Genomic DNA, 18,405 nt, shown 5'->3' with positions numbered 1-18,405 from the left:
CTCTACTAAATGTAGAGACTTTCAATAGGAATACCGCGATCTTCAGCGACTTCAGAAAGAGTCCGCAGTGTAGATAAGGCATTGACTGCGGCTCTAGCATTATTGAGCGGATTATTGGAGCCAAGTTGCTTGGCTAAGACGTTACGAACTCCTGCCAATTCCAATACAGTCCGGACAGCACCACCAGCAATTACGCCAGTACCAGGTGCGGCTGGACGCATAATCACCTTTGCACCGCCACCGACACCATCAATGGGATGGGGTATGGAGTTGGATTTGGTGATTGGGATATCAATGAGGTGTTTTTTACCGTCGGCTACGCCTTTTTTGACGGCACCAATTACATCTGAGGCTTTGCCTACTCCTACACCAACTTGACCGCGTTCGTTACCGACGACAACGATCGCTCGGAAGCTGAGTTTTTTACCACCTTTGACCACCTTACTCACGCGTCGGATTTGGATCACCCGTTCTTGCCAGGTGGTTTCTTCTTTTTTGGCACGCTTTGTTCTACTTTTACGCTCTGTTGCCATAATTTAGTGCTTTGGTGAACGTCATTTGTGAGCCACTCGCTCAGAGGGGTTTCCCCCATGAGTAACTGGCGTTAGCGAAGCGATAGCGACGTAGGAGCGTCACCCAAGGGTCAGTTGTCATTTGTCCTTTGTCTAATGACTAATGACTTTAGAAATCTAAACCAGCCTCGCGGGCTGCATCAGCTAGTGCTTTGACACGACCATGATATAAGTTACCACCGCGATCAAAGACTACTTTGGTGATGCCTTTTTCTAGCGATCGCACTGCGATCAACTTACCAACCTGCACCGATGCGTCACGGTTTGCACATGACGCTAAACTAGATTTCAACTCTGGTTCTACAGTCGATGCTGCCACTATGGTTTGATGCTGAGTATCATCAATTATTTGGGCATAAATATGCTCATTTGAACGAAATACCGCTAAACGCGGACGTTCTGGGGAGCCAATAACTTTGCCACGAACGCGTCGATGACGACGGTTTTTTGATTCTCTACGAGTAAGTTTCATTTCTACTTCTTACCACCCTTACCAGTCTTACCAGCTTTCCGTCTGACCACTTCACCGGCATAGCGAATGCCTTTACCTTTGTAAGGTTCTGGTGGACGAACGGCACGAATTTTGGCGGCTGTGTTACCTACTATTTCTTTGTCATAGCCGCTGACAATGACATTAGTGGTACCTTCTACTGCAAACTGAATTCCATCTGGGGGAACAATTTGCACCTGATGGCTATAACCCATATTTAAAACTAGGTTACGCCCTTGAAGTTGTGCCCTGTAACCAACACCTTGAATTTCCAAACGCCGCTGAAAACCTTGGGAAACTCCCTCGACCATGTTGGCAACTAAAGTGCGGCTCAAGCCGTGCAGCTGCTTTGAGGTACGAGTTTCATCCCGACGATTTACGTGTAATATTTCTCCCTCTTGGGAGAGTGAGACATTAGCTGTGAGAGTGCGAGAAAGTTCTCCTTTCGGGCCTTTCACCACAATATTCGTACCATCAATCGCCACTTGGACTTTGGCGGGAATAGTAATTGGACGTTTACCAATACGAGACATGACTTTTGTCCTTTATCCTGTTATCAGTTATGAGTTATCAGTTTTTATAACTAACTCCTCACTCCTAACTCCTCACTTCTGGTAACTACCAAACGTAACAAAGCACTTCGCCACCCAAGTTCTGACGCCGCGCTTCGCGGTCAGTCATAATGCCACTGGATGTAGAAATAATGGCAATGCCAATGCCACCTAGTACCCTTGGTAATTCTTTTCTATTGGAGTAAACACGCAAGCCAGGCTTACTCACTCGCTTTAAGGCGGTGATTAGAGGCTGACGATTCTTACCTTTGTATTTCAGGGAAATCACCAGATTGTGCTTTACCCCTTCTTCTGCTTCTTCGATTTCAGCAATAAAGCCTTCCTCCCGTAGCACTTTGGCAATACTCCGGGTCATTTTTGTAGCTGGCACTTGTGTAGTTTGATGCCGCGCCAGGTTGGCATTGCGGATGCGCGTCAGCATATCTGCAATTGTGTCGTTAGCCGCCATCGTTCCCTCTATAGATGAACTTATTGATCGCGAAAGGGCATTCCTAATTCTTTAAGTAAGGCGCGACCCTCTTCGTCGTTTTTTGCTGTGGTGATGATGGAAATATCCATACCACGCACTTGATCGATGCTGTCGTACTCGACTTCTGGAAAAATTAGCTGTTCTCTCACACCCAGCGTGTAGTTACCACGTCCGTCAAAGCTTTTAGGGCTAACGCCGCGAAAGTCTCGAATTCTGGGTAATGACAAGCTAACTAGTCGGTCAAAAAAGGCATACATCCGTTCGGCTCTGAGGGTAACCATGATCCCCACAGGCATCCCTTGACGAATCTTAAAGCCAGCGATCGCCTTTTTCGCCCGCGTCACCACTGGTTTTTGACCAGTGACCAGCGAAATTTCGTTTATGGATGCTTCCAGAGACTTCGCATTTTGAGCTGCTTCACCCAAACCTCGGTTAATAGTAACCTTTACCAACTTCGGTACTTGATGAACATTGGTATATTGAAACTGATTGATCAGTTTGGGGACGATTGTCTCTTGATATAAGCTTTTGAGTCTTGTTGTCGCCATAGTTTTTTGTCCTGATATCCCTGGGCTTGGTCAGGGAACTTTTAATTTTGGATTTTAGATTTTGGATTTTGGATTAAATTTAAAATCTAAAATCTCAAGTTGGCTAATTCTTATTTATCAAGAAGTTCGCCAGTTTTCTTGAGTTTTCTAACTTTTTTGCCTTCTGAGGTAAAGGTATAACAAACACGACTGGCAACGTTTTGCTTGGTGGAATAAAGCATCACATTGGAGCTATGAATCGGGAATTCCTGGGTGAGAATCCGCCCTGATTCCCCTTCTTGCTGGGGTTTGACGTGCTTGGTTTTAATGTTGACACCTTTGACGATGACTTTACTCAGTTGGGGAAGTGCCTGGATAATTTCACCAACTTTTCCTTTGTCTTTGCCAGCAATCACTTGTACGGTGTCGCCAGTTTTGACGTGCATTTTATGGAATACTTTGGGCGTACCCTGTTTGGTTGCCATTAAAGCACCTCCGGAGCCAGAGAAACAATTTTGGTAAAGTTTTTATCGCGCAGTTCCCGGGCAACTGGGCCAAAAACTCGTGTGCCTCTTGGGTTACCGTCTTTGTTGATGATCACAGCGGCGTTATCATCAAAGCGAATACTCATGCCGCTGTCACGACTTACGGCTTTACGAGTGCGGACAATTACTGCTTCCACGACATCAGACTTTTTTACAGCCATGTTGGGTGTAGCATCTTTGACAACGGCGATAATTTTATCACCAATGAAACCATAACGGCGGTTGCCTCCACCTAAAATGCGGATGCACATTAGTTTACGGGCACCGCTATTATCTGCGACATTCAGGTAAGTCTGGGGTTGAATCACAATTATTCTCCCTTGTAATGTTGTTAGTTTCTAACAACGATGAGGTTTAAGTAGGTTTGACGTTCAGGACTTCTGTGATTTTCCAGCGCTTGGTTTTACTCAGGGGTCTAGTTTCCTGAATGCGAACGCGATCGCCTACTTTACACTTATTTTCTTCGTCGTGAACTTTATATCGTTGGGTATTAACCACAATCTTGCCGTACTTGGGGTGAGGAGCGCGGTTTTCTATGGCAACTACCACAGTTTTTTGCATTTTATCGCTCACTACCAAGCCAACTCGTTCTTTAACTGCCATAATCTCCTATTTTTCTTCATTAGCCGATTGACTTGCTACCCGTTTGCGTTCTGTCTCTAGCGTCAGCAATTGGGCTAGGCGGTGTCGGATTTGTCGGAACTGGTGGGGCTTTTCTAGTTGTCTGGTGGCTTTTTGCAAGCGCAACTGAAATAGTTGTCTTTTGATCGCGACAATTTCCTCAGAGAGTTTCTCGTCACTTAATTCTCTAGCTTCTGAAATCTTGGGAAGAGGCATAAGCTACTCCTGCTCCTGTGGTTGAGAGCGCACAATAAACTTAGTTTTTATGGGTAGTTTAAATGAAGCCAAACGCATAGCTTCACGGGCGATTTCTTCAGAAACCCCACCGATTTCAAACAAAATTCGCCCTGGCTTGACTACAGCTACCCAAAACTCTGGCGAACCTTTACCGGAACCCATCCGGGTTTCAGCAGGACGCATGGTTACAGGTTTATCAGGGAAAATCCGAATCCAGATTTGTCCGCCCCGACGAATATAACGGGTCATTGCCCGACGAGAAGCCTCGATTTGCCGGGAGGTAATCCAAGCAGGCTCTTGCGCTTGGAGTGCAAAATCACCGAAGTTGAGGGTGCTACCACGGGTGGCTAGTCCCTCCATCCGTCCGCGCTGTTGTTTGCGGAATTTAGTTCTTCTAGGGCTTAACATGATTGGCTACTGGGTACTGGGCATTGGCCAAACAGGGCATTGAGCATTGGGCATCGTCAGTTTTCTATGCCTTATGCGCCATGTCCTATTGCCTTTTTATCCTTCATTTGAGCGGTCTTCAAATTGCTGACGCCGACGTTGTTGTTGACGACGACGGGGTTCACGCTCGCGATCCCCGCGATCGCGAGGATCACGGGTTGCGGGTGGTAGTGGAGTTTCTTCCTGTCCAGGAATAATTTCTCCTTTAAACACCCATACTTTGATACCCAAAATGCCGTAAACAGTTTTTGCCGTGCAATAAGAGTAGTCAATGTCAGCCCGTAAGGTATGTAAAGGGACTCTACCTTCACGAGTCCACTCTGTCCGGGCAATTTCCGCACCGTTGAGCCGACCGCTGACTTGGATTTTAATCCCTTGGACACCAGCGCGTTGCGCCCGCTGAATCGATTGCCGCACTACCCGGCGAAAGGAAACCCGGCGTTCCAATTGTTGAGCAATGTATTCAGCAATTAGGTAGGCATCAGCATCAACTCGTTGGACTTCAACTACGTTAATGCGAATTTGGCGATTACTACCCAACAGTCCTTGGAGTCCGGTACGCAAGGATTCGATGCCTTGCCCACCACGGCCCACTACTACACCTGGTCTAGCTGTGCGTACTTCTAAGTCGATTTGGTCGGCTTTGCGCTCAATTCGTACCTCAGAAATACCGGCGTTATTTTGAGCAAGTCTACCCAGCTTTTGTTCTATGTACTGACGGAGTTTGTAGTCTTCTTGTAGTAGTTCTGGATAGCGATCAGGAACAGCAAACCAACGGGATTGATGTTCATGTGTAATACCCAGGCGAAAACCAACTGGATGAATCTTCTGTCCCACGAATGCTTCCTCTAAGATTTCTTACTTTACGCAATTTATTTCGTGTAAGCGTGCTTATTTTTCTGGGGCAGCTGCAACAGCCACAGTAATATGACACGTCGGCTTGCGAATTTGGTAAGCTCGACCTTGCGCCCTTGGTTGGAACCGCTTTAGCGGTGGGCCTTGATCGGCGTATGCCTGAGTAATTACTAGTTGAGTCCGATCTAAGCCAGCGTTGTGTTCGGCATTGGCAGCAGCGCTTCTGAGAACCTTCAATATGGGTTCAGTGGCGCGATAGGGCATGAATTCCAAGATGATTAACGCTTCTCGGTACGATCGCCCTCGGATTTGATCAAGTACCCGACGCACTTTGTAGGCCGAGATGCGGATAAAACGAGCGATCGCCTTCACTTCAGTAGTATTAGTAGCCATAATTTTCTCCAATTTTGTCATTAGTTATTAATCATTTGTCATTTGTCTTTAAGCTCATGACAATGACTTATGACTAATGACTACCTACCTGCTTTTTTGTCGCTTTTCCCATGGCCTCTGTAGGTGCGTGTTGGGGCAAATTCCCCCAATTTGTGTCCCACCATCTGTTCATTTACAAAAACTGGAACGTGTTGGCGTCCGTTGTGAACAGCTATGGTATGACCTACCATTAGGGGCAAAATTGTTGAAGCTCGTGACCAAGTTTTAATAACTTCTTTTCTGTTGTTGTCGTTGAGCTTTTCAATTTTCTTTAAGAGATGATCCGCAACGAAAGGACCTTTTTTTAGAGAACGACCCATAATTTAATTTTGGATTTTGGATTTTGGATTTTGGATTTAGAATTTCGGATTTTGGATGATTAGGTATCTCACTGGGGTGGAAAATTTTATAATTTTAATTAAGTAGACCCCAATCTAAAATCTAAAATCCAAAATCTAAAATTCTATGATTCACGACCACCGCGACCACGTTTGGAAGACTTCCGGCGACGGCGCACAATCAATTTACTGCTAAGTTTCTTGCGATTGCGTGTCTTCGCGCCCAATGTGGGTTTACCCCAAGGTGTAACAGGTCCCGATCTACCGATGGGCGCCCTACCTTCACCACCACCGTGTGGGTGATCTACGGGGTTCATGACGCTACCTCTAACCTTAGGACGGCGACCTTTCCAGCGATTTCGCCCTGCTTTACCTGCACTCAGGTTTCTAGCATCGGTGTTGCCTACTTGCCCAATGGTGGCGTAGCACTCGCGTCGAATCAAGCGGACTTCTCCTGAAGGCAACTTGAGAGTTACATAATTACCTTCTTTTGCCACAACTTGAGCGATTGCACCAGCAGCACGCACGATTTGACCACCTTTACCAGGAGTCAGTTCTACGTTGTGAACACCAGTACCCAAGGGAATCTTCGAGAGCGGTAAAGCATTACCATCTTCAAAGGGAGCCTCAGGCCCAGCAATAATTATTGTTCCAACTTTCAACCCGTTGGGGTGGAGGATGTACCGTTTTTCGCCGTCTTGGTAATACAAAAGGGCAATTCGGGCATTGCGGTTAGGATCGTATTCAATCGCTGCGACTTTGGCAGGAATATTATGTTTATCCCTTTTAAAATCGATGATCCGGTAAAGTTGTTTGTGTCCGCCACCCCGGCGACGACTAGTAATTCGCCCGTGATTATTCCGACCTTTGGCGCGATGCTTCGAGGTAGTTAGGGATTTCTCTGGCTCGGTTTTTGTAATTTCCGCAAAGTCAGAGATTGTAACTTGGCGAGTGCTGGGGGTATAAGGGCGGTAAGAACGAGTACCCATAATCTATTTTGGATTTTGGATTTTGGACTTCGGCTTCTCTTGCGAGACGCTCTTGCGTTCGCTCAGTAGAACGATTTTGAATTTACTTAATTTTGGATTTTGGATTTTTGATTTAATGAGTGTTTAACTAATTGCGATCATCGTAATTATTGAGTAAACTCCTCAATCTAAAATCTAAAATCTAAAATCTAAAATTTAAAACTCCTAGACTTCTGGGAATAGGACTTGTCTAATCTTGTCTTCATCCCCAGGTGCAACGGTAACAATGGCTCGCTTATATTGGGGCTTATAACCAATAAATTTACCAACGCGCCGCTTTTTACGCGGTGGTAAGATGGTGTTTACTTTTACAACCTTGACCTGAAACAAGTCTTCGATCGCAGCCTTGATTTCTGGCTTAGATGCCTTTGGAATTACTTCAAAGGTGTACTTATTCTGCTCCATTAGGATGGTCGCTTTCTCAGTGACAATTGGGCGACGCACTAAGTCGGCAAGGTCGCGGGGGTCAAAGCTAGGCACTGTAGACCTCCTGAATTTTTTCTAGGGCTGATGCCGTAACTACAATCTTGTCAGCGTGCAGTAAATCAAAAACATTTAGCTGGTCAGCTGCAATTAGTTTTAAATTTTCAATATTGCGGGCTGACAAATAAACGTTATCTGTATCCGCAATCTCAGACAAAATTAACAGGGACTTGTTTTCTAATGACACTCCCCAACGGGCAAGCGCTGCCACTAAGTCTTTAGTCTTCGGGCGAGAGAACTCGCTGCTAAATTCTTCTACTACGATCAAGTCCTCATTGCGGCTTACAAATGCTGTCCGTAGTGCTAAACGTCGCTCTTTACGGTTCAACTTGAGGTCAAAGTCTCTGGGCTTTGGTCCAAAGATTACACCACCACCACGCCACAGTGGTGAACGAATAGACCCTGCACGAGCGCGACCAGTACCTTTTTGTCGCCAAGGTTTACGACCGCCGCCTCTGACTTCCGAACGAGTTTTTGTACTAGCATTTCCTTGACGAGCATTGGTCAATTGCCGTACTAAAGCGCGGTGCACGATATGAGACGCTGTTTCTTCCTTGGCAACGCGCAACTCGAAGGTCGTCTCACCGACCTGTTCTCCTTGCCAATTTTTAACTACGCTTTCAACCATCTTTGTTATTTGTCCTTTGTCATTGGTGAGCCACTGCGGTCTTCTCCCAAAGGGAGACGCAAAGGGCGATGGGGTCTCCCCAACTGAAGCATGTGGCGTCATCTGTCATTTGTCTTTTGCCATTTGTCTTTAGCCAATGACTACTGACTAATGACTTTTGACTAATGACTTTTGACTATCCCACTATTTTTGCAGGCACAATACTTACTAGAGCGCCCGGTTTACCAGGAATGGCTCCCTTAATTAGCAATAAGTTGCGTTCTGCATCAACTCGCACTATGGTCAGCTTGCGGATTGTGATGCGTTTCCCACCTAAACGCCCTGCCATCCGCTTACCTGGATAGACACGACCTGGCGTTGTACCAGCACCAATAGAACCTGGCGCTCTATGGTTTTTGGAACCGTGTGACATGGGTCCTCGACCAAAGTTGTTGCGCTTCTGGTTACCCGCAAAGCCGCGACCAATGCTTGTGCCGGCTACATCGACAATTTGACCCGCACTAAAAATATCTGCTTTAATCTGTTGACCTAAAGCATAATCACTAGAACTATCGGTGTGATATTCATTTAGGTGACGCAATGCTGGGGCAGATGATTTAGCCAAATGACCCAGTAGTGGCCTGTTTAGTGCCTTTGGTTTAACTTCGCCATAACCAACTTGAATAGCAAAGTAACCATCGGTTTGCTTCGTTTTAACTTGTGTAACAGTGCATGGACCTGCTTGAATGACAGTCACAGGAATGGCTACTCCTGCTTCGTCAAATATTTGGGTCATGCCCAGCTTGGTGCCGAGAATACCTACAGACACAGTAACTGGTTCTCCTTTCTACTTGCTGACCTTGGAATTGGACTCTAGAGGACACGCTTTGTACGCATCAGTTTAGGCTGAGTTAGCCTGCGAAATTCGGAATGGCTTAAATAAACCGCTCCAAATGCTTTGGGACACAACAAACCGTGTCCGTACTGCTTGGTGAATCTGTTTAGCTTCACTCAATAGATCACCAGAACAGCCACAAGTCCCTTCCTGTTCGGAAGGAGTAACTTCTGGAATCAATGCAAGGCGCTACAGCTTTAAACTGTGTGCAGCAATGCTTTCGTCCAAGCAATTGCTCTGGCACTTTCTGGAGGCAGCGCTGTCGGCGGGTTTTCCGATTTATACACACCCAAAGGGCGGCTTCCCGGAGTTTGGCTACTGCCGTGTTGCAGTTGGACTTAAGCGGTTTTTACCGCCCAGTATCCGTTAACTGAGACTAACGTAATGCCATGAAACCAACATTGCTGCTCAGTTTTTACTTCCCTAAACACCTTAAACTATTGCTTAAGATTTTGCCTGCTTTTTCAGAGGCACAGGAGTAAATTTACCTTGGAGCTTAGGATTGGCTTTGGTTCTTCGTCCATAAGCTCCAATGTTGACCTGAAAGCTTTCTTAGTTTACCAGTCTATGATCAATCTAAGTTAGTTTTATCCTGTTTGGATTGAATCATCAGCTTTTGATGCTAACACTATCTCAGAATGACAGTAAGAAGGCAACCTAATTTGCGTGTTTGGTCACAATCTAATAATATAAATTATTTATTTATGTTTGTCCAGTAATTTATAGAGTTATTTTTGGGGAGTAGGGGAGAAGAGTTTTTCCCAATGCCCAAAGAAAATGCTTTAACTTAATCTATCGGTTCAGGGTAAATAATAGAGATATCTGAGTGGGATAAGACGAAAATCTATGGCACTAATTACCACCGGCAACGGTTTAATCCGCGATCTGGAAAAATTTGGCGCTCTTGGAGTGTATGTACCTCTGGAAGGGGGTTATGAAGGTCGATATCAGCGCCGACTACGTGCAGCTGGCTATACCACCCTCCACATTACTGCTAAAGGACTAGGGGACGTAGCTGCGTATCTCACAAGAATTCATGGAGTCAGACCTCCTCATCTTGGTAAAAAAAGCACTGGTAGCGGTGCAGCAGTAGGTCAGGTGTACTATTTGCCACCAATTCTCAATTCTCATCTAGAACAGCTACCACCAAAGTCAAAAGGGCTGGTGTTGTGGATTATTGAAGGGCATATTCTTTCCAATGAGGAACTTGAGTATTTAACGAATTTGCCTCAGCTAGAACCACGAGTAAGAGTAATCATTGAGAGAGGTGGCGATCGCGCTTTCCGTTGGACTTCTCTAGAAAAAACTCTGTTAGCTAGCTAACACTTACAAAAGTTAAAAGTTAAAAGTTAGGAGTTTTCAATTTTTAACTCCTAACAGACGCGATTAATCGCGTCTCATAACTCATAATTCTCTCAGCATTTCAATAATGCTGAGTCGAAAACCACAAGATGCAAATAACCGCCGTGAAGCCTCGTTAGCAACTGCTGTATCTAGACGAATTTGCTTGACGCCTATCTGATGAAAGCGTTCAATACTTACCATCACCATCTGCCGCGCAATTCCGTTTTGGCGATATTCAGGCTCAACCCAGATATCATGAATAAAAGCAAATTACTGTAACCGATAAATTGGTATTTCTCGCTCAATTGTCGCCACCAGAAAAGCTACAAGTTGCGCTTCATCTTCAGATACTAGAAAGACGCTGCGCTCGTTATTTGCCAAACGCGTCAACCATTGTTCATAACGCTGTTCTGGATTCGGCAGAAAACCATATTTGGCAGAATCCCAAGACTCATGCAAAGCAGAAATTTTGGCAACCATTGGTAAAATTGCGGGTACGTCAGCTGTTGTGGCGGGGCGGATCAGCATAAGTTCTGGAATTTGTTGCAGAAACGGTATAAGTGGATGTCTGGAATGGTTATAAGATTTAGAGACTATGGCAAACGGCTTTCTGATTTTGAAGAAGAAATTTTAGTTTGTTGTCCCCAATGCGATGCCTACGGCGGGCTGCGCCTACGCACTGCCAAAGTATTAACTGTAAACTCTGAGCAATCAAGTCTCAGTTCAATCAAAAGAATTACCTGTCACCACTGTAGTTATACAAAGCAACAATCAAAGGATGGGAAGCGAAAAGCCGCATTGCTATTGTGGCAAAACAATTACATGGCTCAAAGAAATTCTAGCTATGGAATATTAGACCATTTTTTTGGCTTGCCCCTGTGGCTACAAACCTCTTGTTGCGGTCAGGTGCTTTGAGCATATAATGAAGCACATTTGAACTTTCTGGAAAGCTATGTTCAATCTAGGTTGCGAGAATGCTTGCCAGATGACACATTAGGCTGGCACAATGGCAGTCTTGCCAGTCGCCTACCCCGATGGATCAAGCTGACGCAGCATCGGCAAAAAGTTTTACAGAAAATTCAACAGTTAAAGCAGAGGTTGTGATCAAAGCTTTAATCCTGTTGATGAGCGAATTTATAACCACCTCACACAGAAAGAGCGATCGCCCACTCAATCCCACAATTAGTAGGGGTAACAAAAATATCTAATAATAAAAATTGAAAATTAATAGGACTTACACAAAAATCGCCAAAAAAGCTTAATTTATCTAACCTAGAGCCGCTTATTACCAACCTTTAATTATTTACGCCGACTTACTTATCAAGATAAGTTCCTATTTTTCTCATTTAACAAGAATATAGTACAGAAAGCCACAGGCAATTACAGTCAAGAATAGGCATACTGAAAGAGGGAGAAAACTTTAGACCACTCCCTGCCAAATCGGCGTGAAGGTGATTAAGCAACAATGAGACGTAAACCCACTGGTAAATCGGCTACTACTTCTAAACCCTCTATTTTCCAATCCCCAATGTTTAACCTCTTCACCATTGCAATTATGGGAGGGGTGTTGATTTTGGGAATTGGGATTGGCATTGCCTTTAGTTCTACAACCACGTTGGCCCCATCAAATGTGGCTTCTCGTGAATTCATTGATCTCAAAGCACCCAACCCTGAGATTTGTGTGCAGTACGGAGCTAGCGCTATGGTAATGGACACTAGACTATTCGTCACTCTCAACCCGTTCAATGTCTATGTTTCTCAGCCGAGTATGCGTCCTGGATGTGTGATCCGACAAAATGACTGGGCAATTCTAGAGCAACGTAAGCTGGTGACATCTGCTCAAGTAAATGAGTGCAAAAATCGCCTGAACACCTTTGGCTTTACGGGTAACTTGGACAGTGACAAACCTGATATTAGGTGTATATATCAGAATGAAGCTGCTCAAAACTTCTTCACGGCTCAACCAGGAGCAGTTGGAACACCTCAGCAAACGGACAGATTTTAGATTTGGGAATGGGGCAAACAGGGCATTGAGTATTGGAGAAATTCTTTCCTTGTCTCCCTTGTCCTCCTTTTCTCTCCAATCCCCAGCGATCGCATCTGCCAAATTAGATCATGCGTACTCATCACGGATAATGGTCAAACCTAAAGCTTTGTAGGCACTCAGCATATTATTAGATACTGTAGGTGCAGTTACTAGGTAAGTCAGGGCACGAATGGACTCCACTAGATAAGGAGCAGCCGTGTCCAATTTTTCTGCTGTCACTAATCCTACTACCTCAGCTGATCCAGCAATTATGGCTCGTTTGACGTGAGCTTCGTCTAGGTTAGGTACACTAATCCCAACCTCTGGATGCAAACTGCAAACCCCCAACATGCACAAATCTGCACGAATCATCCGTAATCTTAATGGACTAGGTTTTGTCTCGAGACCATTATATTTATTTTCGCAATACTGTGTGAAATGTCTGAGAGTGTTGGGTTTGAGGGTGTTAGCACTCACAGCTTTACACGGACTGCTTTGACCTAGATGAGTAACGCTGGTATTCCGTTGAGGATCATCCAGGAGGTTTCAGGTCATAGAAACTTAGAAGAATTACAGAAATATTTGGAAGTCCAGCCAGAACAGGTGAGGGGAGCGGTGTCAACGCTGTCGATGTTGGGGCATAAGGGTGAGGGTTACGTCAGGAAAAGGGTGTTAGCTGACGTAGAGTCTATACCTGATAGAGAAACGGTTTCGAGCGATTAACTTACCTGTAAATTATATGAACTAGTGGAGACAGGTTGAATTATTTATTTTTTTTATTCAACCAAGAAAAGACATAACACGCCAAAGCCAAACCTAAAATTATGAAAATTAATGGAATTTTTATAGTAAACGAAATATCTAATAAATGTGGTATAAAGAAAACCAAACTACTAACTATAAAAAATATTTGTAAAAGAAAAAATAATCTTATATATAGTTGATCACCTGCATTCATATCCAATCTTTTAATGTTCACCCTGTTTTCTAGTTTTTTATATAATTCATTTTCGTAATCAAATACTTCAAACTTATTTAAAATATAGATCATGACTAGATAGCAATTAATAAATATTAATATAATTATGAGAGTAGGCAAATACAAAAATAATAAAACAAATAGTTGTACAAATATATGATTAAGATGAGGGGGACTTTTAATAAAATTTTTTAAAAAATCACTTACAAATGTATTTTTTATGATAACTGGTAACAAAGCTGTCAAACCACTAAATAAAGGAAATATATATTTATAACTTGCTATGGAATTAAAAGTGTTTGAGAAGTTTTTACAATCCTCAATAGTTTTTATTAACCAAAATCTATGTTGTCTATTATTTGCAATATTTAAGTTGCTGGCGGATTTTAACCTCGTGTATATAACTATTAACCTATCTGTCAATGATTTCGTATAAAATTCTAACAGTACTAAAATTAATCTTTTAAATTGAAAAATTTTAAAACTTAATAAAAACATCGGTATAATGAATACAAATGATGCTAAAATCAAAAATAATTTGCTAAAAATATTTTTTTCTTCTACAATGTCCTTTGCCACTATTTTAATTGCCGATTTCAATAAATAGACATCGATAAATTTAAATAAAAATTCTTCAAATTTATTTAGCTACGATTTCTTTTTCTTCTCCATCGAAAAAGAATGCTGTTTCTAAAGGAAAATTAGTATTTAAAATATAGTTAGGTGATTTCTGATAAAAAAAATACCTATGTTGACGAGTTTCGACTTCGCTCAACTCTCGATTACTCAGTTTGTTGAGCGAAGTCGAAACCAACGGCTATGGTAATTTTATTACTAGAATTCACCTTAATAGCCATTACACTTTGACCCATTAAATTATAATGAGTTGCTTGCAAATCCTTCCATTCCTCAGATGTATAATTTACAAAAGAAAGGGAATGTTGTTTTGACGACTCAGATGATGTCATAGTAATACTAAAAAGTTACATCAACTCGATACTACTAAAAACTATACCATTTCTGTATGAAGCTGCGCTAAATGGTGGTTTGTGGGAACAGTACCCATATCAAGGTATCGATCCAGTGAGCATCATCAACAAGGTGAAGGAGTTAGTTGGAGAAAGATAATAGTTGCTAATTATGCAGATGGGGCATTGGTTCGATTTTCCATGCCCCATCTGCTATGCCTAATGCTCTATTTGAATTGGGTTTTGGGTAAAGGTTGACCAAACTCTATTACCTGGGGATTGGGAACATTGGGGATTGTTGGAACTGGAAATTCCGACATACCAGAAGGAGGAATGTTATTCAAATTATCGGGTTGATTTGGGAAAGACGGAGGGGGAAGAATCAAAGCAGGTTGTTGAGAGGATGTATTAGGGCTTAGAGGAGGTACGGTTACAAGAGGCTGTCCTGAGTTAATAGTAATTGTTGGGGGCAGTTGATTGGATGGAGGTGGAGCTGTGAGTAAGGGTGGTTGTTGGTTATTAGTAGTTACGGGTAAGTTACTAGGCGGCTTTTGGGGGGTTTGAGGTAGTTTCTTGGGTGAAGGTGGGGAATTTGCTGGTTTCACGGCAGTAGTTTTACCAGAAATAAGCGGACGTAATACCCAGCGAGTGGAGTTTTTTCGGGAAACGGGTTGCAGTTGTACCTTTTTAGGATTTAAAACAGTCCCTGGTGCTAAATCTAAGACAATGCGTGTGTCGTTAGCGTTCAGTTGAGAAACGCGAATACTTTTGATTGCTCCAGAATAATTTTTTTGCGTGGTAACTTTGCCCAACTTAGTATTCGGTAAATCTACAACAAGGCGAGAGGGTTGGGCTAGGTAGAAATAATGAGGGGTTGTGCCTGCTGAAAGGGTGATTTCGAGTTGCTGTGTCTTGGGGGAAAAACGCCAATTATCTAGCTTTACCACTGGTGTAGCAGCAGTAGTGCAAGTTTCGAGGGCGATCGCTGCACAAAAGCCGAATAGACTAATGCTAAATAGCTGCTTGCGCCATTGGCAAAATTGCCTAGTCTTTAGTCGCTGATCCATTCTTTTTATCTGCTCCATAAAACCCATACAATGCGCTCACATTCCTGTTTACTTCGCGCTTTAAATCCCCACTTCCCAATTCATAACTTCTGAGATTTTTCGGGCACAGGGGTAAATCTCAGGGTTTGTGGAATACCATTTACAATTAATTGACCTGTCATATTAACTTTATCCACAAGTTGCATTTGAATTGTGACTGAATTCAGAGGATCATTTTGGAGGCGAGGAATATTACAAAGGATTGATCTACCAACTTTTCCAGATAAATTTAACTGTTGATTTCTGAAGATACCTGCCAGAGAGTGCTTTTCGTCAGTATCGGCGTTAGCGTTTGCCGGTAATACAGAGGCATTTAAGTAAATACCCGACTGCTGAATGTTTAACGTCAGGGTATCCGATTTTTCACAGTTCGGCAAATTCTCTGACAGGGTTAGACGATAGCGGCCGTTAACTGGAGCAGGAGCCTTAAGATTGTTTTCCCCATAAACGGTTACAGTTTTAAACAACAGTAGTACTAAAATTATTGCTACTCCGTAAAAAGCCAAAGATTTGAACTTGAAATGATTCATAATCTCAACTCCTCAATGTTGGCTCTTGACTACTAACCTCAGGAAGCATAGAGGCAAGGTGAGCGGTGACTTGACTGTAGCGGCGGGTAATTAGCAGGGAGGAACGACATTGGATGGCTAGTTGATCTGTATATCTTCCCAAGGTTTGGCGCTCGATACCCCAAGCGCGGCTGGTGCCAGCAATAGTTAGGTCAACACGTTCTGAGGCTTGAATTACGGCTTGGATTGGTTCTGAGGCCTCGACAATTTTGATTTCAATGCGATCGCGTACACTGGTGGGCAATTGCTCCATCATGGTGTGCAGTTCGTAACTCAATTCTTCTTTAGTATTATTTGATACTATCTGTAATATCTGCAACATACAAGTCTCACGATTGATTAGCAGTCTCAGAGCTAGTATTAGTGCTAAATCATCATGGATATTGGCAGAATAAGGTACCAATAAACTTTCTAATCGCTCTTTGCCTTTATCTATAAACACTGCTACATCCACTGGTGCAGTCGTAAGCATTTGTCCGACTCGTCCACCTAAACGATTACTACTAAAAGCTGGTCGATGCCAGCCTACAACAATTAAATCAACTTGTTCTAATGTGGCAATCTGTGCTGTTTCGCGGGCAACATTGCTGGATATGCGAACGATAGGATGCACACAAGAACGAGTTTCTGGCGGTTCGAGAGTATTAATCAATTCTTCTAGTTGGTGGCGGCGCTGGGCGATTAATCGGTCTGCTTCAACTGGGGTACTTTCAAAGGCATAGTCTTCTTGAAATTCAATCAGGCTGAGGGGGTTAACAACGGCAGGATATCGGTAATTGAGAGCGATCCCTACAGCGGGCTGCGCCAATGCTACTGCCAACTGTACTAAACCTTTTTGCGTACTTGGATTAGCCACTGGCACCAAAATTCGGTAGGGACGAGGGGAAGCTTCACTGACAGCAGAGGTGTTTATACCTGTTTCTGCTTCCAACTGTGGCTTCATGACATCTAACCTGATCAGCTTTTTCGGATATGTCCATTCTAGGAGTGGCGAGGTCATGAATGTAGTTACCAATGCCATAATTACCAGCATGGTAAATATTAAGGGGGAAATTACCCCTAACTCTAGACCAATGTTTAGCACTATCAGTTCGGTCAAGCCGCGAGTATTCATTAACCAACCGAGTGCCGAGGCTTCCCGTTTACTAATCCCACTCACACGGGCCGCTACATAAGTGCCAACATATTTGCCTGCGATCGCCACTCCTAAAACCAACGCACACAAAAGCCACAATTCGGGACGGTTGAGCAAGCCAATCTGCGTCTTTAAGCCACTGTAGGCAAAAAATATTGGCAGCAAAAATATCAATACAAAATCTTCGGTTTTTACTGCCAATTCCCGCACTAAATCTTCATTTTTGGGCATTGCTGCTCCCAGTAAAAATGCCCCAAAAATTAAGTGAATGCCAATTAGTTCAGTGATCAGTGCCGACGCAACCACGCCCATATAAATCCCAGCTAGCAGCAATTGGCTGAGACGTCCCGCACGGAGGTAGTGTTTGGCAAGGCCTTTGAGGAACCAACGTCCCACCGTCAACATCAAGCCGATGTAAACTATGCTGGCGATAATTGTCGGTATGGCACCCGCAAAGTCACCAGTTCGAGCTACAGCGATCGCTACTGCCAAGAGACACCAAGCTGTCACATCATCCACCGCAGCACAAGTTAACGCCAACGTTCCTAAACGCGTTCCTTGTAAATTCTTTTCAGTAATGATTCGCGCCAACACTGGAAAGGCAGTAATCGACATTGCTGCCCCCAAAAATAATGTGAAGGCGGTGAAAGATACACTTGCGTTGGAAACTAGGGGATAAAGGATTACCGCTAGCAATGTTCCTAAGGAAAACGGTACTAAAATGCTGACATGAGAAGTTAAAACAGCTACTTCTAATTGTCCGCTGAGGTATTTTGGATTTAGTTCCAGCCCAATCAAAAACATGAAAAATATTAGTCCCACCTGAGACAAAACATTTAGAAAAGGAATAGTTTCTGGTGGAAACAAGGTAACTGCTAGATGGGGAGCAACTAAACCAAATAAAGATGGACCGAGCATAATCCCGGCGACAATCTCACCAATTACCAGCGGTTGCTTAATGGAACGGAATCCTAGCCCTACTAGCCGTGAAAGTCCAATAACAATCAGCACTTCAACCAGAACAAGAATAACTATGTGCATGGTTTCCTCAAAAGTAACTATCTGGTTTCTCTAAGATGATTCTTTAAAAGACTGGAAAATGTCAAGCTTGTTAGATACACTCCAATACAGTTCACTTAAGTATTTATTTCTCTTTGTGT

30 protein-coding genes and 1 pseudogene are annotated in these 18,405 nt (G+C 43.5%); 6 read left to right on the top strand and 25 right to left on the bottom strand.

Features of this window, described 5'->3' with window-relative positions; all coding sequences use genetic code 11:
* Positions 1 to 5: 5 nt before the first annotated feature.
* The 17 genes from rpsE to rplC all read right to left on the bottom strand — a co-directional run bounded on the left by rpsE (position 6) and on the right by rplC (position 9,052).
* Positions 6 to 533, bottom strand: coding sequence for a 30S ribosomal protein S5 (rpsE, locus tag V7K49_RS17260; RefSeq protein ID WP_323229563.1), 528 nt, complete (start codon positions 531 to 533; stop codon positions 6 to 8).
* 148 nt (positions 534 to 681) lie between these two features.
* Positions 682 to 1,044, bottom strand: a complete 363-nt coding sequence (gene rplR / locus V7K49_RS17255) for a 50S ribosomal protein L18 (protein WP_099101131.1) — start codon at positions 1,042 to 1,044, stop codon at positions 682 to 684.
* Positions 1,045 to 1,046: 2 nt separating this feature from the next.
* Positions 1,047 to 1,595, bottom strand: a complete 549-nt coding sequence (gene rplF / locus V7K49_RS17250) for a 50S ribosomal protein L6 (RefSeq protein WP_334979415.1) — start codon at positions 1,593 to 1,595, stop codon at positions 1,047 to 1,049.
* 85 nt (positions 1,596 to 1,680) lie between these two features.
* Positions 1,681 to 2,082, bottom strand: coding sequence for a 30S ribosomal protein S8 (gene rpsH / locus V7K49_RS17245; RefSeq protein ID WP_012410712.1), 402 nt, complete (start codon positions 2,080 to 2,082; stop codon positions 1,681 to 1,683).
* A 20-nt stretch (positions 2,083 to 2,102) separates the two neighbouring features.
* Positions 2,103 to 2,651: a 50S ribosomal protein L5 gene (gene rplE, locus V7K49_RS17240; RefSeq protein ID WP_298905683.1), complete on the bottom strand. Its 549-nt coding sequence runs from the start codon at positions 2,649 to 2,651 to the stop codon at positions 2,103 to 2,105.
* A gap of 110 nt (positions 2,652 to 2,761) precedes the next feature.
* Positions 2,762 to 3,115, bottom strand: coding sequence for a 50S ribosomal protein L24 (gene rplX / locus V7K49_RS17235; RefSeq protein WP_273765834.1), 354 nt, complete (start codon positions 3,113 to 3,115; stop codon positions 2,762 to 2,764).
* On the bottom strand, positions 3,115 to 3,483 hold the full coding sequence (gene rplN / locus V7K49_RS17230) for a 50S ribosomal protein L14 (protein ID WP_069070772.1): 369 nt from the start codon (positions 3,481 to 3,483) through the stop codon (positions 3,115 to 3,117). Before rplN ends, rplX begins: the two co-directional genes overlap by 1 nt.
* Before the next feature lie 46 nt (positions 3,484 to 3,529).
* A complete protein-coding gene (gene rpsQ / locus V7K49_RS17225) occupies positions 3,530 to 3,778 on the bottom strand; it encodes a 30S ribosomal protein S17 (RefSeq protein ID WP_100901244.1) in 249 nt (82 codons plus the stop codon).
* Positions 3,779 to 3,784: 6 nt separating this feature from the next.
* Positions 3,785 to 4,012, bottom strand: a complete 228-nt coding sequence (rpmC, locus tag V7K49_RS17220; RefSeq protein ID WP_334868792.1) for a 50S ribosomal protein L29 — start codon at positions 4,010 to 4,012, stop codon at positions 3,785 to 3,787.
* A gap of 3 nt (positions 4,013 to 4,015) precedes the next feature.
* Positions 4,016 to 4,441, bottom strand: a complete 426-nt coding sequence (gene rplP, locus V7K49_RS17215; RefSeq protein WP_273765839.1) for a 50S ribosomal protein L16 — start codon at positions 4,439 to 4,441, stop codon at positions 4,016 to 4,018.
* A gap of 96 nt (positions 4,442 to 4,537) precedes the next feature.
* Positions 4,538 to 5,317 (bottom strand): 30S ribosomal protein S3, encoded by a 780-nt coding sequence (gene rpsC, locus V7K49_RS17210; protein ID WP_334868794.1) that lies wholly within the window; start codon positions 5,315 to 5,317, stop codon positions 4,538 to 4,540.
* A 54-nt stretch (positions 5,318 to 5,371) separates the two neighbouring features.
* On the bottom strand, positions 5,372 to 5,728 hold the full coding sequence (gene rplV, locus V7K49_RS17205; protein WP_069070777.1) for a 50S ribosomal protein L22: 357 nt from the start codon (positions 5,726 to 5,728) through the stop codon (positions 5,372 to 5,374).
* Between the two features lie 80 nt (positions 5,729 to 5,808).
* Positions 5,809 to 6,087 (bottom strand): 30S ribosomal protein S19, encoded by a 279-nt coding sequence (gene rpsS / locus V7K49_RS17200; RefSeq protein ID WP_012410721.1) that lies wholly within the window; start codon positions 6,085 to 6,087, stop codon positions 5,809 to 5,811.
* 143 nt (positions 6,088 to 6,230) lie between these two features.
* Positions 6,231 to 7,094, bottom strand: coding sequence for a 50S ribosomal protein L2 (gene rplB, locus V7K49_RS17195; protein WP_273765845.1), 864 nt, complete (start codon positions 7,092 to 7,094; stop codon positions 6,231 to 6,233).
* 204 nt (positions 7,095 to 7,298) lie between these two features.
* Positions 7,299 to 7,613, bottom strand: a complete 315-nt coding sequence (locus V7K49_RS17190) for a 50S ribosomal protein L23 (protein WP_094349089.1) — start codon at positions 7,611 to 7,613, stop codon at positions 7,299 to 7,301.
* Complete coding sequence (rplD, locus tag V7K49_RS17185) at positions 7,606 to 8,244, bottom strand: 50S ribosomal protein L4 (RefSeq protein WP_334868796.1); 639 nt, start codon at positions 8,242 to 8,244, stop codon at positions 7,606 to 7,608. The genes V7K49_RS17190 and rplD overlap by 8 nt, the downstream gene beginning before the upstream one ends.
* Before the next feature lie 175 nt (positions 8,245 to 8,419).
* Positions 8,420 to 9,052, bottom strand: coding sequence for a 50S ribosomal protein L3 (gene rplC, locus V7K49_RS17180; RefSeq protein ID WP_273765848.1), 633 nt, complete (start codon positions 9,050 to 9,052; stop codon positions 8,420 to 8,422).
* 280 nt (positions 9,053 to 9,332) lie between these two features.
* Here rplC and V7K49_RS17175 point away from each other — a divergent pair, with 280 nt between their 5' ends.
* Together V7K49_RS17175 and V7K49_RS17170 are read left to right on the top strand one after the other, a co-directional pair.
* On the top strand, positions 9,333 to 9,488 hold the full coding sequence (locus V7K49_RS17175) for a hypothetical protein (RefSeq protein WP_334723665.1): 156 nt from the start codon (positions 9,333 to 9,335) through the stop codon (positions 9,486 to 9,488).
* A 476-nt stretch (positions 9,489 to 9,964) separates the two neighbouring features.
* A complete protein-coding gene (locus tag V7K49_RS17170) occupies positions 9,965 to 10,441 on the top strand; it encodes an NAD(P)H-quinone oxidoreductase subunit N (RefSeq protein ID WP_298905717.1) in 477 nt (158 codons plus the stop codon).
* Positions 10,442 to 10,522: 81 nt separating this feature from the next.
* Here the strand turns inward: V7K49_RS17170 and V7K49_RS17165 are convergent, their stop codons facing one another.
* The gene (locus V7K49_RS17165; protein ID WP_335206576.1) at positions 10,523 to 10,723 is read right to left on the bottom strand and encodes a GNAT family N-acetyltransferase; all 201 of its coding nucleotides are present in this window, start codon (positions 10,721 to 10,723) and stop codon (positions 10,523 to 10,525) included.
* Between the two features lie 9 nt (positions 10,724 to 10,732).
* Complete coding sequence (locus V7K49_RS17160) at positions 10,733 to 10,990, bottom strand: GNAT family N-acetyltransferase (RefSeq protein WP_335206556.1); 258 nt, start codon at positions 10,988 to 10,990, stop codon at positions 10,733 to 10,735.
* Between the two features lie 45 nt (positions 10,991 to 11,035).
* Between V7K49_RS17160 and V7K49_RS17155 the strand changes: the two genes are divergently transcribed.
* The 3 genes from V7K49_RS17155 (at position 11,036) to V7K49_RS17145 (ending at position 12,467) form a co-directional block, all read left to right on the top strand.
* Positions 11,036 to 11,377, top strand: a complete 342-nt coding sequence (locus tag V7K49_RS17155) for a hypothetical protein (RefSeq protein ID WP_335206554.1) — start codon at positions 11,036 to 11,038, stop codon at positions 11,375 to 11,377.
* A gap of 119 nt (positions 11,378 to 11,496) precedes the next feature.
* Positions 11,497 to 11,670 carry a hypothetical protein gene (locus V7K49_RS17150; protein WP_334868803.1) on the top strand — a complete coding sequence of 58 codons (174 nt, stop codon included), beginning with the start codon at positions 11,497 to 11,499 and terminating at the stop codon, positions 11,668 to 11,670.
* A gap of 257 nt (positions 11,671 to 11,927) precedes the next feature.
* The gene (locus V7K49_RS17145) at positions 11,928 to 12,467 is read left to right on the top strand and encodes a DUF3172 domain-containing protein (protein ID WP_334868805.1); all 540 of its coding nucleotides are present in this window, start codon (positions 11,928 to 11,930) and stop codon (positions 12,465 to 12,467) included.
* Positions 12,468 to 12,575: 108 nt separating this feature from the next.
* Here the strand turns inward: V7K49_RS17145 and V7K49_RS17140 are convergent, their stop codons facing one another.
* Complete coding sequence (locus V7K49_RS17140; protein WP_335206552.1) at positions 12,576 to 12,860, bottom strand: hypothetical protein; 285 nt, start codon at positions 12,858 to 12,860, stop codon at positions 12,576 to 12,578.
* Between the two features lie 78 nt (positions 12,861 to 12,938).
* Between V7K49_RS17140 and V7K49_RS17135 the strand changes: the two are divergent.
* A pseudogene (locus tag V7K49_RS17135) lies at positions 12,939 to 13,211 on the top strand (tyrosine-type recombinase/integrase); the annotation flags it as partial.
* A 40-nt stretch (positions 13,212 to 13,251) separates the two neighbouring features.
* Here V7K49_RS17135 and V7K49_RS17130 read toward each other — a convergent pair.
* The 5 genes from V7K49_RS17130 to V7K49_RS17110 all read right to left on the bottom strand — a co-directional run bounded on the left by V7K49_RS17130 (position 13,252) and on the right by V7K49_RS17110 (position 18,286).
* Positions 13,252 to 14,046, bottom strand: a complete 795-nt coding sequence (locus tag V7K49_RS17130; RefSeq protein WP_335206551.1) for a hypothetical protein — start codon at positions 14,044 to 14,046, stop codon at positions 13,252 to 13,254.
* A gap of 203 nt (positions 14,047 to 14,249) precedes the next feature.
* Positions 14,250 to 14,435 (bottom strand): hypothetical protein, encoded by a 186-nt coding sequence (locus V7K49_RS17125; RefSeq protein WP_334868811.1) that lies wholly within the window; start codon positions 14,433 to 14,435, stop codon positions 14,250 to 14,252.
* Between the two features lie 227 nt (positions 14,436 to 14,662).
* Complete coding sequence (locus tag V7K49_RS17120) at positions 14,663 to 15,502, bottom strand: AMIN domain-containing protein (protein WP_335206550.1); 840 nt, start codon at positions 15,500 to 15,502, stop codon at positions 14,663 to 14,665.
* A gap of 80 nt (positions 15,503 to 15,582) precedes the next feature.
* Entirely contained in the window at positions 15,583 to 16,071 is a 489-nt protein-coding gene (locus V7K49_RS17115; RefSeq protein ID WP_335206549.1) for a hypothetical protein, read from the bottom strand.
* 4 nt (positions 16,072 to 16,075) lie between these two features.
* On the bottom strand, positions 16,076 to 18,286 hold the full coding sequence (locus V7K49_RS17110; RefSeq protein ID WP_334868817.1) for a cation:proton antiporter: 2,211 nt from the start codon (positions 18,284 to 18,286) through the stop codon (positions 16,076 to 16,078).
* Positions 18,287 to 18,405 lie beyond the last annotated feature (119 nt).

The sequence above is a fragment of the Nostoc sp. genome, from assembly GCF_036919675.1.
Lineage (GTDB): Bacteria > Cyanobacteriota > Cyanobacteriia > Cyanobacteriales > Nostocaceae > Nostoc.
Note: the sequence above shows the minus strand (reverse complement) of the source record. Positions and strands in the feature narration are given on the sequence as shown.